Source organism: Pseudonocardia sp., assembly GCF_025965585.1.
Lineage (GTDB): Bacteria > Actinomycetota > Actinomycetes > Mycobacteriales > Pseudonocardiaceae > Pseudonocardia.
This window is the reverse complement of record NZ_JAOPWR010000342.1, coordinates 1-14,216: the sequence shown is the minus strand read 5'-3', so window position 1 is coordinate 14,216 and position 14,216 is coordinate 1. Positions and strand designations below refer to the sequence as shown.

Sequence of the window (14,216 nt, the reverse complement as noted above, 5' to 3'; positions counted from 1 at the left end):
ATCATTGAAGGTTCATGAATACGGTAGCACCCGGAACACATGAAAGTTCAAATGTCTTCCCGTACCATGACCGGTGTGGACGATGTGAACGAGCGGTGGCTGACGCCGGACGAGCTGGACGCGTGGCTGTCCTACGTGGCGATGTCCACGTTGCTCGAGTCCGCACTCGACCGGCAGCTGCAGCGCGACTCGGGGATGCCGCACGCCTACTACCAGATCCTGGCGATGCTGTCCGAGGTCCCCGGACGCACCCTGCGCATGAGCGACCTCGCCGCCGTCACCCAGAGCTCGCAGAGCCGTCTCTCCCACGCCGTGAGCAGGCTGGAGCGCAACGGCTGGGTGCAACGGATGCCCTGCCCCGACGACCGGCGCAGCACGCTGGCCCACCTCACCGAGGCAGGTTTCGCGGCGCTCGCCGCGGCGGCTCCCGGGCACGTGCGCACGGTCCGCGAGCACCTCTTCGACAGGCTCACCTGCGAGCAGGTCGGGCAGCTGCGCGCCATCCTGCGCGCGGTGCTCACCGGCCTCTCGGACGACGAGCTGCCGATATCCGGCGTGGCCGCCGACCAGGAGCCCGCCGCAGGCTGACCCGCGCCGGTGCTGGCGCCGCAGTCCGGCGTGGGCAATCATGGCGCCTCGTTCCGGGAAGGGGCCCGAATGCGCGTGATGATCGTCCGGGTGGCCCTGTGCCTCGTCGCGGTCATCGGGCTCGCCGGGTGCACGCAGACCGTCATCGGCGTCGCCGAACCCGATCCCGCGGCCGCCCCGCGCACCGTGTCGTCGGCCGTCGCAGCCGGCCCGGCGCCGCTCGGGGCCGCGTTCTCCGACGCGCAGAAGCGCTTCACGATCGCCCCTCCGCCCGGCTGGAAGGCGGACACGTCCGGCGCGCAGAACACGGCCGTCGTCTTCCTGGACCCCACCCCGACACGATCGGCCCAAGGGGACTTCAGCGCGAACATCAACGTGCTCGTGGTGCCGTCGGTCGCCGGCCTGCCCGCGACGGTGGTCGGCGCCCGTGAGGAGCTGCGGGGCCTGACCGACTACGCCTCCGACACCGACGCGGCCGTCAGCCTCGCCGACGGCACCCCCGCGCACCTGCTGGGCGGCACGTTCACCGACAAGGGATCGGGGATGCGGCTGCGCAACCTGCAGCTGTTCACCGTCCACGGCCGCTCCACCACCGTCGTCACGGGCACCGCGCCCGCGCAGGGCTGGAGCACGTACGCGCCGGTGTTCGACGCGTCACTGCGCACGCTCACCGTCGCGACCTGAGCACCTGCGCCCCATCCGCGGCTGGCAGAGTTGCGCGCATGGGAACCCTGGTGCTGCTGCGACACGGCCAGAGCGTGTGGAACGCCGAGAACCTTTTCACCGGCTGGGTGGACGTACCCCTCTCGGAGACGGGCGAGCAGGAGGCCCGCCGCGGCGGCGAGCTGCTCAGGGCCGAGGGCCTGCTGCCCGACGTCGTGCACACCTCGCTCCTGCGGCGCGCGATCTCCACCGCCGACCTCGCCCTCGATGCCTGCGACCGGCACTGGATCCCGGTCAAGCGCGACTGGCGCCTCAACGAGCGCCACTACGGCGCGCTGCAGGGCAAGAACAAGAAGCAGACGCTCGACGAGTTCGGCGAGGAGCAGTTCATGCTCTGGCGCCGCTCGTACGATGTGCCGCCGCCGCCGATCGATGCCGGCTCCGAGTTCGCCCAGGACGGCGACCCGCGCTACGCGGACCTCGACGCCGCCATGCCCGCCACGGAGTGCCTGGCCGACGTCGTGAAACGTTTCGTGCCGTACTGGGAGACGGAGGTCGTGCCGGACCTCCGAGCGGGCAAGGTCGTCCTGCTCGCGGCCCACGGCAACTCGCTGCGCGCCCTCGTCAAGCACCTCGACGGCATCTCCGACGCCGACATCGCCGGCCTGAACATCCCCACCGGCATCCCGCTGCGCTACGACCTCGACGACGACCTGTTGCCCACCGTGCCCGGCGGCACCTACCTCGACCCCGACGCCGCGGCGGAGGCCGCGGCGGCCGTGGCGAACCAGGGGCGCTGACCGTCGAACCCGCGGGGGTGAACGCGGCGTGAACGGGGGCGGAATTGTGCCGTTCCGTGACGTCGCGGGCGTCACGACCGGGCCTGTGAGCTGGCCCGCCACCCGGTCCACCTGCCTACGATGCCGCCATGACCGCACTGGTCTGGACGGTGATCGTGGTCGCGGCTCTGGCCGTGGGCCTGGCCATCGGCATCCGGATGGGCCGCGGGCGGGTGGAGGCCACCCCCGCCCGGGTCGAGCCGAGCCCCGGCCCGCCGATGGTCGATCTCCTGCAGCGGGTGTTCCGCTCCGCCGACGAGGGCCTGGTGGTGCTCAACCGCCGGGGTGACGTCGTGCTGCACAACGCCCGCGCCGCCGAGCTGGGCGTCGTCCGGGCCGGGCTGCCCGACGCCCGGGCGGCGGTCGCGTGCCAGAAGGTGCTGCAGACCGGCACGTCCACTGCCGTCGACCTCTCCCCGCTGGACCACCGCGGCCGCCAGCCGGCCGCCGTGCTCGCCAACGTCCGCCCGCTGGGCGACGGCTTCGCGATGGTGGAGGCGGCCGACACGTCCGACGCCGTGCGGCTCGAGGCCACCCGGCGGGACTTCGTCGCCAATGTCAGCCACGAGCTCAAGACCCCGGTCGGGGCGATGGGGCTGCTCGCGGAGGCGGTGCTCGACGCCGCCGACGACCCCGCCGAGGTGCGCCGCTTCTGCACCAAGATCCTCAACGAGGCCACCCGGCTGGGCAACCTCGTCACCGAGCTGATCGCGCTCTCACGCCTCACCGGGGCCGAGCGCCTGCCCGAGCTGTCGGTGGTGGACGTGGACGAGGTGGTGCGCGAGGCGCTGGCGCGGTCCCGCCTCTCGGCCGAGGCCGCCGACATCGAGATCATCGTCGACAAGCCCACCGGCCTCGAGGTCGAGGGTGACCTGACGCTGCTGGTCACGGCGCTGTCCAACCTCGTGGAGAACGCCATCGCGTACTCGCCGAAGGAGGCGTCGGTGTCGGTGTCGCGCCGGCTCGTCGGGCGGACCGTGGAGGTCGCCGTCACCGATCGCGGCATCGGTATCGCCCCCGAGCACCAGAAGCGCGTGTTCGAGCGCTTCTTCCGCGTCGACCCGGCGCGGTCGCGCGCCACCGGCGGCACCGGCCTCGGCCTCGCGATCGTCAAGCACGTGCTGGCCAACCACGGTGGCGACGTCCGCCTCTGGAGCAGCCCCGGCACCGGCTCCACGTTCACGATGCGGTTGCCGCTACGAGTGGAGGAGTCCGACCCCGACGACCCGGACGACCTCGATCCCGCGGGCATCGGCCCGCCACCCCCATCCGACGCCTCCCGGCGTCACGCCGAACTCGGAGGAATGTCATGACCAGGGTGCTCATCGTGGAGGACGAGGAGTCCTTCGCGGACCCGCTGGCCTTTCTGCTGCGCAAGGAGGGCTTCACCACGGCCGTGGCCGCCAGCGGCCAGGACGCGCTGGAGGAGTTCGACCGCAACGGCGCCGACATCGTGCTGCTCGACCTCATGCTCCCCGGCATGAGCGGCACCGAGGTCTGCAAAGCCTTGCGCACCCGCTCCGCCGTCCCGGTGATCATGGTGACCGCCCGCGACAGCGAGATCGACAAGGTGGTGGGCCTCGAGCTCGGCGCCGACGACTACGTCACCAAGCCCTACTCCGCCCGCGAGCTCATCGCCCGGGTGCGGGCCGTGCTCCGGCGCGGCGGCGAGACCGGCACCGAGGTGGACGGCATGCCCGGCGTGCTGGAGGCCGGCCCCGTGCGGATGGACGTCGAGAGGCACGTCGTCAGCGTCAACGGCGCGGACGTGGCCCTGCCGCTCAAGGAGTTCGACCTGCTCGAGTACCTGCTGCGCAACGTCGGCCGGGTGCTGACCCGCGGGCAGCTGATCGACCGGGTGTGGGGTGCGGACTACGTGGGCGACACCAAGACCCTCGACGTGCACGTCAAGCGCCTGCGGTCGAAGGTGGAGGGCGACCCGAGCGCCCCCCGGCACCTGGTGACGGTGCGAGGCCTGGGCTACAAGTTCGAGAGCTGACCCGCGGCCCACCTGGGCGCGGCCCAGGCCCGACCGCGCTGATCAAGGCACAGAGGTCGTCCGTGCATCACGTGGAGCGACATCAGCCTTGATCGGCGTTCGATGGCCACCGCCACCTGGGGCGTCAGCGACCCGGGGTCCCCGTGGATGTCCACGTCCGTCGCGTGGAACATCGCCCACCCGCCGTCCTGGAGCCGGTTGCGGCGCCGGTCGTCGGAGCGACGGTTCCGCTCCCCGCCGTGGCCCTCCTCTTCGCGCAACCTGTGGATGGAGATGGGGGTATGTGGACAACCGGCCGGCCCGCGTGGCCCCGCTGTCCTGCGGTGGGGGTGGGGTGGAGCTGGGGAGTGTTGCTGTGAGTAGTCGGGTATTTGCGGTTCGTAGTGGGTTCGATCACGGAGACGTCACGGTCGTCGCGTAACCTGATCACGTGCGCCTGGGTGTGCTCGACGTCGGGTCCAACACCGTCCACCTCCTCGTGGTGGACGCTCAGCGTGGTGGGCACCCGACGCCGATGACCTCGGAGAAGGACGAGCTGCGCCTCGCCGAGAACCTCGACGGCTCCGGCGCGCTCACCCGCCGGGGGACCGATGCACTGGTCCGCACCGTGGCCCGCGCCAACGCGTCGGCCGCCGCGGCCGGCTGCGCCGACCTCCTCGCGTTCGCCACCTCCGCCCTGCGCGACGCCACCAACTCCGCCGAGGTGCTGGCCCGCGTCCGCGAGGAGACGGGCGTCGTACTTCAGGTCCTGCCCGGTGAGGACGAGGCGCGCTACACGTTCCTCGCGGTGCGCCGGTGGTACGGCTGGTCGGCGGGGCGGTTGCTGGTGCTCGACATCGGCGGCGGCTCGCTGGAGCTCGCGGCCGGGCGCGACGAGCACCCCGCTGCGGCGGCGTCGCTCCCGCTCGGTGCCGGCCGGCTCACGCGCGAGTGGTTCCGGTCCGACCCCCCGTCGCGCCGCGAGATCGACGCGCTGCGCGAGCACCTGGACGCGCAGCTGGAGCCGGTCGCCCGCCGGCTGCGGCGCGCCGGCGAGCCCGACCTCGCGGTCGGCACGTCCAAGACCTTCCGCTCGCTGGCCCGGCTCACGGGCGCCGCCCCGTCGAGCGCGGGGCCCCGGATGCGGCGGCAGCTGACCGACGTCGGGCTGCGTCAGCTCGCCGCGTTCATCACCCGGATGTCGGCGGGCGACCTCGCCGAACTGGAGGGTGTGAGCCCCAGCCGGGCCCACCAGCTGGTGGCCGGAGCGCTCGTCGCGGAGGCGTCGATGCGCGCCCTGCGGGTCACACAGCTCGAGATCTGCCCCTGGGCGTTGCGCGAAGGAGTGATACTCCGGAGGCTCGACACGCTCGATGGGACGGCCCAGACAGACCGCTCGGCGCAGGACGCACCGCGTGGTCTTGGACGCTTGACGACGTACGAGGCACGGTGTACCGGATGAGTTCCGAGACCGACCACCCCCGCCAGCGCACCGTGGCCGAGCTGCTAGCCCAGCACGGCGACGTCAGTGCGACCGGTCGTCGACGCCGTCGGCGGGAGGCCGACGACGACGCGGGCGCCCAGCCCGTCGCCGACCGGGCTGCGGCGCCCGCCGCGTGGACCCCGCAGGTCGTCCCGGACCGCTCGGTGCTCCGCGAGCCCGTTCCCGACGAGGCCCCGGTCCGCGATGTCCGTCCGCGCTCCTGGGACGCCCCGTCGCGCCAGCCGGAGTCTTCGCGCTCCTACGTCCCCGAGACGGGGCCGGAGCCGACGCGCGCCGTGCCGCCGGTCGTCCCCCGCAACGGGGCAGACCGCAACGGGGGCGGCAACACCGGCACGGCCTATACGGCCGCGGCCCGCACCACCGCATTCGACCGCAGCTCCGGCGCGTTCCCCGCCCCGACCGCGCAGGCCCCCGCCGCCCCACCGCCGGGCCGCCCGCGCTTCGAGCCGGCCCGGGAGAACCCCACCGACCACATCCCGCGCTACCGCGAGGACCGCACGGGCGTGCTCGACCCCGGTCTCACCGGGCCCATCGACCAGCAGCAGGTCAACGCCCTGCGTAAGCCGCCCGCGGCCGACGAGCCCGATGCGGCAGGCGACCCCGACCCCGACGCCGGCCCGGCCACGATGGTCGGCGTGGCGCCCGCCGGTGCCGAGTCGTGGCACCGCGCCCGCACCGCCGGCAGTTCCGGCTCCCGGTCCGACGCCGACGGTGGCCCGCCCACCCAGGCCGTGTCATCGCTCGACATCGACGCCCGCCCGGCAGGCCTCGACCTCGACCTCGACGAGCCCCCCGCCGGGCTCGAGGACCGGGACGACGCCGACGGCGACACCCCGCGCCGCCGTCTCGGGCGCTCCTCCGCCGAGCCCTCGCCGGGCCAGGCGTGGGCGGCCGTGGTGGCGCAGTGGATCCTCGGCGCCATCGGCGGAGCGGCCCTGTGGGTCGGCTTCCGCTTCCTCTGGCGCGAGCTGCCCGTGGTGGCGCTGGCCGCGGCCGTGCTCGTCACCGTCGGGCTGGTGCTGATCGTCCGCGCGCTGCTGCGCAACAGCGACATGCGCACCACGATCTTCGCCGTGCTGGTGGGGCTGCTCCTCACCGCGTCACCGGCGATCCTGGTACTCATGGGGAGATGACCGCGCCGCCGATCGTCCTGTCGACGGCATCGGTGTACCCGGAACCGGCCGCGGCGGCCTTCGAGATCGCCGCAGAGCTCGGCTACGACGGCGTGGAGCTGATGGTGTGGTCCGAGGCCGTGAGCCAGGACCCCGTCGCCGTGACGCGTCTGGTCGACCGCCACAGCGTGCCCGTGCTCGCGGTGCATGCTCCCTGCCTGGCCGTCACACAGCGCGTGTGGGGCTCGGACCCCATCGGCCGCATGCGCCGGTCGGTGGCCGCCGCCGAGCGGCTCGGTGCCCGCACGGTGGTACTGCACCCCCCGTTCCGCTGGCAGCGCGGCTACACCGCGCAGTTCGCCGCCGAGGTGGCCAGGGCAGGTGAGTACGCGGGCGTCACGCTCGCCGTTGAGAACATGTTCCCGGTCACCCGCGGTGCCATCCGCACGGTGCCCTACAGCCCCGGTTTCGACCCGACCGACGTCGGCCACGAGCACTACACACTCGACCTCTCGCACACCGCCGCCGCAGGCTCCGACGCCCTCGCGATGCTCGACCGGATGGGTTCCGGGCTCGCGCACGTCCACCTCGCGGACGGCAGCGGCAGCCCGCGGGACGAGCACCTGGTGCCCGGCCGGGGCACCCAGCCGTGCGCCGAGGTCTGCCGGCGCCTCGCCGACGGCGGCTTCACCGGCGTCGTCGTGCTCGAGATCAGCACCCGCCGCTGCCGCACGCGGTACGAGCGCGTGGTCATGCTCGCCGAGTCCCTGCTCTTCGCGCGGCTGCACCTGCAGCCCGCCGCCGCCGGCGTTCTCCGCCCGGCCGAAGCCGAGCCTGCCCGATAGGTCACATCGGCGCCGGTGCCGCCGGTGCCGGGTGATAGACGTGTCCCATGCATCCCGGTACGTCCGCCCCCGCCCCCGTCGCGCCGCCGTTCACCGGTGCGATCGGCGTAGAGCCGCTCGGGGACGGCAGGTACGCCGCCGAGCTGGGCCCCGTCTGGACGGTCGGCCCCAAGGCCCACGGCGGCATCCTGCTGGTCCTGCTCGCGAAGGCCGGCCTCGCCCGCCTCGCCGCGGACGTCCCCGGCTCCGACCCGGAACCGCTCGCCATCGCCAGCGACTTCCTGCGCGCACCCGACCAGGGACCGGTCGAGATCGCCACCGAGGTGCTCAAGCTCGGCGCCACCACGTCGATCGTGTCGGCGCGCATGTTCCAGGGCGGGAAGCCGATGCTGGCGGCCACGCTGACCGCGGGCCGGTTGCCCGACGACGAGCCGCGCTGGACCGACCTGCCCGACCTGCCGGTCGAGCCGCCCGCCGACGCCTTCGACCCGGGTTCCCGCCGCGACCCGACCGGGCTGTCCAGCGCGTGCGAGGTGCGGTTCGACACCCCCACGATCGCGTTCATGCGTGGCGAGCAGGCCCCGCCGGTGCTGCGCGGCTGGGCGCGGCCCTTCGGCGAGCCCGCGGACGTTCTGTTCGCGCTGCTGGCGGGCGACCTGCTGCCGCCCGCCGTGCTCAACGTCGGGGGGAAGCTCGGTTGGGCCCCCACGGTGCAGCTCACCGCCCTGCTGCGCGGCCACCCGGCGCCGGGCTGGCTGCGGCTGGAGTCGCGCGTCGCCACCGTGGGCGGGCCGTGGTTCGACGAGGACGTCACGGTGATCGACTCCGCGGGTCGGCTCGTGTGCCAGGCCCGTCAGCTCGCCCTCTCGCCGCTGGACCGCTGAACGCGCGCCCGCCGGCCGGGCGGCTACGGTCTCGTGCATGACACGGATCGCGGTGCTCGGGGCGGGGAAGATCGGGGAGGCGTTGCTCGCGGGGCTGCTCGCGGCCGGGACGGCGCCGGACGAGCTGGTGTTCACCGAGCGCCACCCGGAGCGCGCCGCCGAGCTGAGCGCGCGCCACGGCGTGGCCGCTGTCGACGTCCCGGCCGCGGCCGGGCGCTCGGACATCGTGGTGGTCGCGGTCAAGCCGCAGGACATCGCGCCCGTGCTCGCCGACCTGGCGCCCGCGCTGCGTCCGGGCACGCTCGTGGTCTCGCTGTGCGCGGGCCTGCCGACCTCGCTATTCGAGCGCTCGCTGCCCGACGGCACCGCGGTCGTGCGGGTCATGCCCAACACGCCGATGCTGGTGGGCGAGGCGATGAGCGCCGTCTCCGGCGGCACGCACGCCACCGACGAGCAGCTCGCCACGGTCGAGAAGATGCTCGCGTCGGTCGGCCGGGTGGTGCGCGTTCCCGAGTCCCAGCAGGACGCAGTGACGGCACTGTCGGGCTCCGGGCCCGCCTACTTCTTCTTCCTGGTCGAGGCCATGATCGACGCGGGGATCCTGCTCGGCCTGCCCCGGGCTGTCGCCGCCGACCTCATCATCCAGTCGGCGTTCGGCGCGGCGCAGATGATGCGCGACTCGGCCGACCACCCGGTCCTGCTGCGGGAGGCCGTCACGTCACCCGCGGGTACCACGATCGCCGCCATCCGGGAGTTGGAACGTCACGGCGTCCGGGCGGCGCTGATCGACGCAATCGAGGCCGCACGCGACCGATCGGAGGAACTGGGTCGCGCGGCGGAGCGGCCGTGACCCGAACGGTCGATCATTTCTCACCCTGACGCGGAGCCTGTAGTACCACGCCGGAGTGGAGTGCGTGTCGAAGTCGTCACATCGGCACCGCTATCCTCAGTGGGAACATCAGGGCCGGCGTGGAGCCGGTCCGATGGAACCACGAAAGCGGTGATCGGATGGCTACCGAGCCCGAGATCCACCTCGCCCAGGTGCAGTTCCTGACCGTGGCCGAGGTCGCGGCGATGATGCGGGTGTCCAAGATGACCGTGTACCGCCTGGTGCACGGTGGGGATCTGCCCGCAGCCCGCGTCGGCCGGTCCTTCCGCGTGCCCAAGCGCGCCGTCGAGGACTACCTCCGCAGCGCGTACTTCGACGCGGGCTGACGCCCCGCCGGGGACGGCGGTGCCGGTGGGCGCGGCCGTCACCGGAGCCGCAGGTAGGATCGGCCATCGGTCATCGCCCGGCCAGTGCGCGCCTTCCGGCGCCGCGTCCGGTCGGGCCTCTTGCAGCACCCCTTCGCGGCCCCACCGGTCGCGTCACGATCAGGAAGGTCCACGTATGGGTTCGGTCATCAAGAAGCGCCGCAAGCGGATGTCGAAGAAGAAGCACCGCAAGCTGCTTCGCAAGACCCGCGTGCAGCGTCGCAAGCTCGGCAAGTGACGGCAGCGGCCGGCAGGGGTCTCCCTCGCCGGCCGCTTCCGTCTTCTCGCTGCACGTTCCCCGTCACAGGGTGCGTCCGCCCACGGACGCCGACATCTCGGGGGTGCTGGGGCTAGCATCGGTCACTCGCAGCACCCCCCCGTATCCGCAGAGGCCCCGCCGTGACGCCGTCCGTCGTACTCGTCACCGGTGTCAGCCGTTTCCTCGGAGGGCACCTCGCCGCCCGACTGGCGGCCAACCCGGACATCGACCGTGTCCTGGGCGTGGACACCGTGCCCCCGCCGCGTGACCTGCTGCGCCGCATGGGCCGCGCCGAGTTCGTACGGGCCGACATCCGCAACCCGCTCATCGCCAAGGTCATCTCCCACGCGTCGGTCGACACCGTCGTGCACGCCTCGCTGTCGGCCAACCCGGCGTCGTCGGGCGGTCGCACGGCGATGAAGGAGATGAACGTCATCGGCACGATGCAGCTCCTCGCCGCCTGTCAGAAGGCGCCCACGGTGAAGCGCATGGTGCTCAAGTCGACAACCGCCGTGTACGGCTCCAGCCCGCGCGACCCCGCGCTGTTCGACGAGACGATGGTGCCCAGGGACCTGCCCTCCGGCGGGTACGCGAAGGACGCCGTGGAGATCGAGGGCTACCTGCGCGGCTTCGCCCGCCGCCGTCCCGACGTCGCCGTCACCGTGCTGCGCTTCGCCAACTTCATCGGCCCCCGCATCGACACGGTGTTCACGCGCTACTTCGCGCTGCCCGTGGTACCCACCGTCCTCGGCTACGACGCCCGCGTGCAGCTCCTGCACGAGGAGGACGCGCTCGCGGTGCTCGAGCGGGCCGCCAGCCACGAGCTCCCCGGCACGTTCAACGTCGCCGCCGACGGCGTGCTGCTGCTCTCACAGGCCATCCGTCGCGCCGGGCGCGTCGCGTTGCCGGTGCCGAGTAGCACCGTCGGGCCGGTCGGCCGCCTGTTCCGCGGCGCCCGGCTCGTGGACTTCTCGCCGGAGCAGATGCGGCTGCTCAACTTCGGCCGCGTCGTCGACAACAGCAGGCTGCGCTCCCAGTTCGGGTTCGTCCCGCGCTGGACCACCACCCAGGCCTTCGACGACTACGTGCGCGCCCGCGCGCTGCGTCCCGTCGTCTCACCGGAATGGGTGGAGTCGCTGGAGCGCGGCGTCCTCTCCGTCGCGCGGGCCCTGCGATGACCACCCGTCGACCGGCAGGCAACGGCTCGCGCCGGACCACCGGCAAACCCGTCACCGGGAACACGAGCACCATGAAGGGAGCCGATGTGTCCGAGGCCCGTGTCATCCCGTTGCACGCGGACGACTCGGGTGTGCGCACCCGCTGGCGCCTCGGCGGGACGGGTGCCACCACGCGCCGTCCGCCCGAACTCGAGCCGGAGCCGGAGCCGCAGGCCGATCCCCCCGTCGAGGAGACGTCCCCGGCCTGGGAGGAGGCGCTGGAGGCCGCGCTGACGTTCGCGCGCCGCCGCTTCGAGGGCGACTACGCGGTGGACGACTTCGGCTTCGACGCCGACCTCACCGACAACCTGCTGCTGCCGGCCCTGCGCCCGCTCTACCGGAAGTGGTTCCGGGTCGAGACGATCGGCATGCACCACGTGCCCGACACCGGTGGCGCGCTCGTGGTGGCCAACCACTCCGGCACGCTGCCCCTGGACGGGCTGATGACCGCCGTCGCCCTGCACGACGTCCACCCGGCCCAGCGGCACCTGCGCACCCTCGGAGCCGACCTGCTGTTCCGGATGCCGGGCTTCGGCACGCTCGCCCGCAAGCAGGGCGCCACGCTGGCCTGCAACTCCGACGCGGAGCGGCTCATGTCCTCCGGCGAGCTCGTCGGCGTGTGGCCCGAGGGCTTCAAGGGCATCGGCAAGCCCTTCCACGACCGCTACAAGCTGCAGCGCTTCGGCCGCGGCGGCTTCGTCTCCGCCGCCCTGCGCACCGGGGTGCCGATCATCCCGTGCTCCATCGTGGGGGCCGAGGAGATCTACCCGAAGATCGGCGACATCAAGCCGCTGGCCCGGCTGTTCGGGGCGCCGTACTTCCCGATCACCCCGCTGTTCCCGCACCTCGGCCTGCTGGGGCTCGTGCCGCTGCCGTCGAAGTGGTACATCGAGTTCGGCGAGCCGATCCGCACGGACACCATCGGCGCGGCCGAGGCCGACGACCCCATGACGGTCTTCAACCTCACCGACCAGGTGCGCGAGACCATCCAGCACACGCTCTACCGGCTGCTGAGCCAGCGCCGCAACGCCTTCCTGGGGTGAGCGGGAGGCGGTGATGCCGGCGCCCCTGCCCGGCGCACTCCCTCAGCGCCTGCGGGCCGCCAGGCCCGCCGCCACGGCCCCGGCGAGCGCGCCGGCACCCAGCACCGAGGGCACGCCGATGCGGGCGGCCTTGCGGCCCGTGCGGAAGTCGCGGATCTGCCAGCCGCGGTCCTTGGCGACGTCGCGCAGCTCGGAGTCGGGGTTGACCGCCACGGCCGTGCCAACCGCGGACAGCATGGGCACATCGTTGACGGAGTCGGAGTACGCGGTGCAGCGGCGCAGGTCGAGGCCCTCGGCCACGGCCAGTGCGCGCACCGCGTGAGCCTTCGCAGAACCGTGCAGGATCTCGCCCACCAGCCGGCCCGTGTAGTGCCCGTCGACGCTCTCCGCGACCGTGCCCAGCGCCCCGGTGAGCCCGAGCCGCCGCGCGATGATGAGCGCCAGCTCGACCGGTGTGGCGGTGACCAGCCAGACGCGCTGCCCGGCGTCGAGGTGCATCTGGGCCAGCGCGCGCGTGCCCGTCCAGATCCGGTCGACCATCAGTTCGTCGTAGATCTCCTCGCCGAGCGACACGACCTCGGCGACCGGCCTGCCCGCGACGAACGTCAGCGCGGTGTCGCGGTGGCCGGACACGTCGGTCTCGCGGCCGCCGACGCGGAACTTGATCTGCTGCCAGGCGAAGCCGGCCAGGTCGGAGGTGGTGAAGAACTTGCGGGCGGCGAGGCCGCGGGCGAAGTGGAAGATCGACGCGCCCACCATCATGGTGTTGTCGACGTCGAAGAACGCGGCGGCGGTGAGGTCGGTCTGGGGGACGTCGGGCGGGCCGCTGTCACCGGCGGCCACGGCGGCGGCCGCCGCCGCCTCGCCGGCGATCTGGGCGGGGTCACCCGCCGCGGCGGCGGTCTCGCCGGACCGCGTGTCTGCGTCAACCACGTGCGGGCCTCCGGTGGGGGTCTTGTCCGTCCAGCCTACTGTCGCGACGGTGGTCGGAGGGCGTCGGTTCCCAGGTCCCCGACATGCGACGAGGCCGCCGCGGGGTGTCCGCGGCGGCCTCGTGATCGGGCTTTCGGAGGCGTGTCGCTCAGCCGATCGTGATGCCGGGCTGGCCGGGCAGCAGCGGCGGCAGCGTGATGGGCGGCAGCAGCGGCAGCGGCAGGGGCACCGAGACGTTCCCGCTGGTCGGGCCGCTTCCGGTGCTCGTCGGCGCGCTGGAGTCGGTGCCGTCCGTGCTCCCGGTGCCGGGCAGCACCCCGTTCGGCGCGGTGGCGGGGTCGTTGCTCTCCGGAGAGGTGGTCGGGTCGTTCGTGCCGGAGGTGCCCGGCGCTGACGGGTCGGACGTCACACCGTCGCGGCCGACGCTGCCCTCGGACCCGTCGCCCGGGGACCCCTGGGGACCGGCCGGACGCGGGGAGCAGGTGCCCTGCGCGGGGAGCGGCCCGAGGTCGTCGACGGCACCCGAGGTGACCTGGAGGCAGTTCGACCGGCCGCTGAGGGCCTCGGTGCGTCCCAGGAGCCGGTCGAGCAGGCTGATGGACTGGTCGGCGCCCGGGACCGCGGAGCTCGGGAGCGCCGAGCGGAGGAGGGACAGCCGGGCCGCCTGCTCGCCCGCCCACGCCCGCAGGTCGCCGAGGGTGGCGGCCCCGCCTGCGTCGTCGGAGCTCATGAGCCCGCGGGAGCCGGTGCCGGTGGAGGAGTCGAACTCGGTGATCGCCGACTGCACGAGTGCGGGATCGGCCGCGGCTGCAGTGGGCTCCTTGGCCATGAGCTGCTCGACCTCGTCGAGGCGCGTGGCGGCGAGCTCCAGCTGGCGGTGGGCCTTGGCCGTCTTGTCGAAGGTCATCGCGAGCCCCGCCGACTCGACCACCCGCTTGACGGGGTAGAGCGCGTCACCCGGGAGCGAGTTGCGGCTGGCGAAGATGCCACCACCCGCCACGGCGACGATCGCGACGAGCGCCGCGGCGCCGACGAGCAGCGTGCGGCTGCGCAGCCCGCGGGCCACGGAGCGCGTGCCGCCTGCACGGCCCGCGGGC

Annotated in this window: 16 protein-coding genes; 14 read left to right on the top strand and 2 right to left on the bottom strand. The window is 73.3% G+C overall.

Annotation, left to right across the window (positions count from 1 at the left end; all coding sequences use genetic code 11):
- Window positions 1-75: 75 nt before the first annotated feature.
- The 14 genes from JWR81_RS20895 to JWR81_RS20830 all read left to right on the top strand — a co-directional run bounded on the left by JWR81_RS20895 (window position 76) and on the right by JWR81_RS20830 (window position 12,186).
- Window positions 76-588, top strand: coding sequence for a MarR family transcriptional regulator (locus tag JWR81_RS20895; protein ID WP_297655488.1), 513 nt, complete (start codon window positions 76-78; stop codon window positions 586-588).
- 69 nt (window positions 589-657) lie between these two features.
- Window positions 658-1,272 (top strand): hypothetical protein, encoded by a 615-nt coding sequence (locus tag JWR81_RS20890; RefSeq protein WP_297655485.1) that lies wholly within the window; start codon window positions 658-660, stop codon window positions 1,270-1,272.
- Between the two features lie 38 nt (window positions 1,273-1,310).
- Entirely contained in the window at window positions 1,311-2,051 is a 741-nt protein-coding gene (locus JWR81_RS20885; protein ID WP_297655482.1) for a phosphoglyceromutase, read from the top strand.
- A 128-nt stretch (window positions 2,052-2,179) separates the two neighbouring features.
- Window positions 2,180-3,403 (top strand): ATP-binding protein, encoded by a 1,224-nt coding sequence (locus JWR81_RS20880; RefSeq protein ID WP_297655479.1) that lies wholly within the window; start codon window positions 2,180-2,182, stop codon window positions 3,401-3,403.
- Entirely contained in the window at window positions 3,400-4,089 is a 690-nt protein-coding gene (locus JWR81_RS20875; RefSeq protein ID WP_297655476.1) for a response regulator transcription factor, read from the top strand. Before JWR81_RS20880 ends, JWR81_RS20875 begins: the two co-directional genes overlap by 4 nt.
- A 430-nt stretch (window positions 4,090-4,519) precedes the next feature.
- Window positions 4,520-5,530 (top strand): Ppx/GppA phosphatase family protein, encoded by a 1,011-nt coding sequence (locus JWR81_RS20870; RefSeq protein ID WP_297655473.1) that lies wholly within the window; start codon window positions 4,520-4,522, stop codon window positions 5,528-5,530.
- Window positions 5,527-6,705 (top strand): hypothetical protein, encoded by a 1,179-nt coding sequence (locus JWR81_RS20865; protein ID WP_297655471.1) that lies wholly within the window; start codon window positions 5,527-5,529, stop codon window positions 6,703-6,705. Before JWR81_RS20870 ends, JWR81_RS20865 begins: the two co-directional genes overlap by 4 nt.
- Window positions 6,702-7,529 carry a sugar phosphate isomerase/epimerase gene (locus JWR81_RS20860; RefSeq protein ID WP_297655468.1) on the top strand — a complete coding sequence of 276 codons (828 nt, stop codon included), beginning with the start codon at window positions 6,702-6,704 and terminating at the stop codon, window positions 7,527-7,529. The genes JWR81_RS20865 and JWR81_RS20860 overlap by 4 nt, the downstream gene beginning before the upstream one ends.
- A 47-nt stretch (window positions 7,530-7,576) precedes the next feature.
- Window positions 7,577-8,413, top strand: a complete 837-nt coding sequence (locus tag JWR81_RS20855) for a thioesterase family protein (protein ID WP_297655465.1) — start codon at window positions 7,577-7,579, stop codon at window positions 8,411-8,413.
- Window positions 8,414-8,450: 37 nt separating this feature from the next.
- The gene (gene proC, locus JWR81_RS20850) at window positions 8,451-9,263 is read left to right on the top strand and encodes a pyrroline-5-carboxylate reductase (protein WP_297655462.1); all 813 of its coding nucleotides are present in this window, start codon (window positions 8,451-8,453) and stop codon (window positions 9,261-9,263) included.
- 158 nt (window positions 9,264-9,421) lie between these two features.
- Complete coding sequence (locus tag JWR81_RS20845; RefSeq protein ID WP_297655459.1) at window positions 9,422-9,628, top strand: helix-turn-helix domain-containing protein; 207 nt, start codon at window positions 9,422-9,424, stop codon at window positions 9,626-9,628.
- Between the two features lie 175 nt (window positions 9,629-9,803).
- Window positions 9,804-9,905 (top strand): AURKAIP1/COX24 domain-containing protein, encoded by a 102-nt coding sequence (locus JWR81_RS20840; RefSeq protein ID WP_010241351.1) that lies wholly within the window; start codon window positions 9,804-9,806, stop codon window positions 9,903-9,905.
- A 161-nt stretch (window positions 9,906-10,066) separates the two neighbouring features.
- The gene (locus JWR81_RS20835) at window positions 10,067-11,104 is read left to right on the top strand and encodes an NAD-dependent epimerase/dehydratase family protein (RefSeq protein WP_297655456.1); all 1,038 of its coding nucleotides are present in this window, start codon (window positions 10,067-10,069) and stop codon (window positions 11,102-11,104) included.
- A gap of 86 nt (window positions 11,105-11,190) precedes the next feature.
- Window positions 11,191-12,186, top strand: a complete 996-nt coding sequence (locus JWR81_RS20830) for a lysophospholipid acyltransferase family protein (protein ID WP_297655453.1) — start codon at window positions 11,191-11,193, stop codon at window positions 12,184-12,186.
- A gap of 42 nt (window positions 12,187-12,228) precedes the next feature.
- On the opposite strand, the gene JWR81_RS20825 is transcribed toward JWR81_RS20830, so the two are convergent.
- A complete protein-coding gene (locus JWR81_RS20825; protein ID WP_297655450.1) occupies window positions 12,229-13,119 on the bottom strand; it encodes an HAD family phosphatase in 891 nt (296 codons plus the stop codon).
- Between the two features lie 148 nt (window positions 13,120-13,267).
- Window positions 13,268-14,216 (bottom strand): DUF5667 domain-containing protein (locus JWR81_RS20820; RefSeq protein ID WP_297655448.1); only part of this gene is annotated, 949 nt, incomplete at its 5' end.

Bases quoted from the DNA above. Each gene is read 5' to 3' on its own strand.
- JWR81_RS20890 (WP_297655485.1), top strand. From the start codon at position 658: ATGCGCGTGATGATCGTCCGGGTGGCCCTGTGCCTCGTCGCGGTCATC.
- JWR81_RS20845 (WP_297655459.1), top strand. From the start codon at position 9,422: ATGGCTACCGAGCCCGAGATCCACCTCGCCCAGGTGCAGTTCCTGACC.
- JWR81_RS20880 (WP_297655479.1), top strand. From the start codon at position 2,180: ATGACCGCACTGGTCTGGACGGTGATCGTGGTCGCGGCTCTGGCCGTG.
- proC (WP_297655462.1), top strand. From the start codon at position 8,451: ATGACACGGATCGCGGTGCTCGGGGCGGGGAAGATCGGGGAGGCGTTG.
- JWR81_RS20855 (WP_297655465.1), top strand. From the start codon at position 7,577: ATGCATCCCGGTACGTCCGCCCCCGCCCCCGTCGCGCCGCCGTTCACC.
- JWR81_RS20860 (WP_297655468.1), top strand. From the start codon at position 6,702: ATGACCGCGCCGCCGATCGTCCTGTCGACGGCATCGGTGTACCCGGAA.
- JWR81_RS20865 (WP_297655471.1), top strand. From the start codon at position 5,527: ATGAGTTCCGAGACCGACCACCCCCGCCAGCGCACCGTGGCCGAGCTG.
- JWR81_RS20885 (WP_297655482.1), top strand. From the start codon at position 1,311: ATGGGAACCCTGGTGCTGCTGCGACACGGCCAGAGCGTGTGGAACGCC.
- JWR81_RS20875 (WP_297655476.1), top strand. From the start codon at position 3,400: ATGACCAGGGTGCTCATCGTGGAGGACGAGGAGTCCTTCGCGGACCCG.
- JWR81_RS20840 (WP_010241351.1), top strand. From the start codon at position 9,804: ATGGGTTCGGTCATCAAGAAGCGCCGCAAGCGGATGTCGAAGAAGAAG.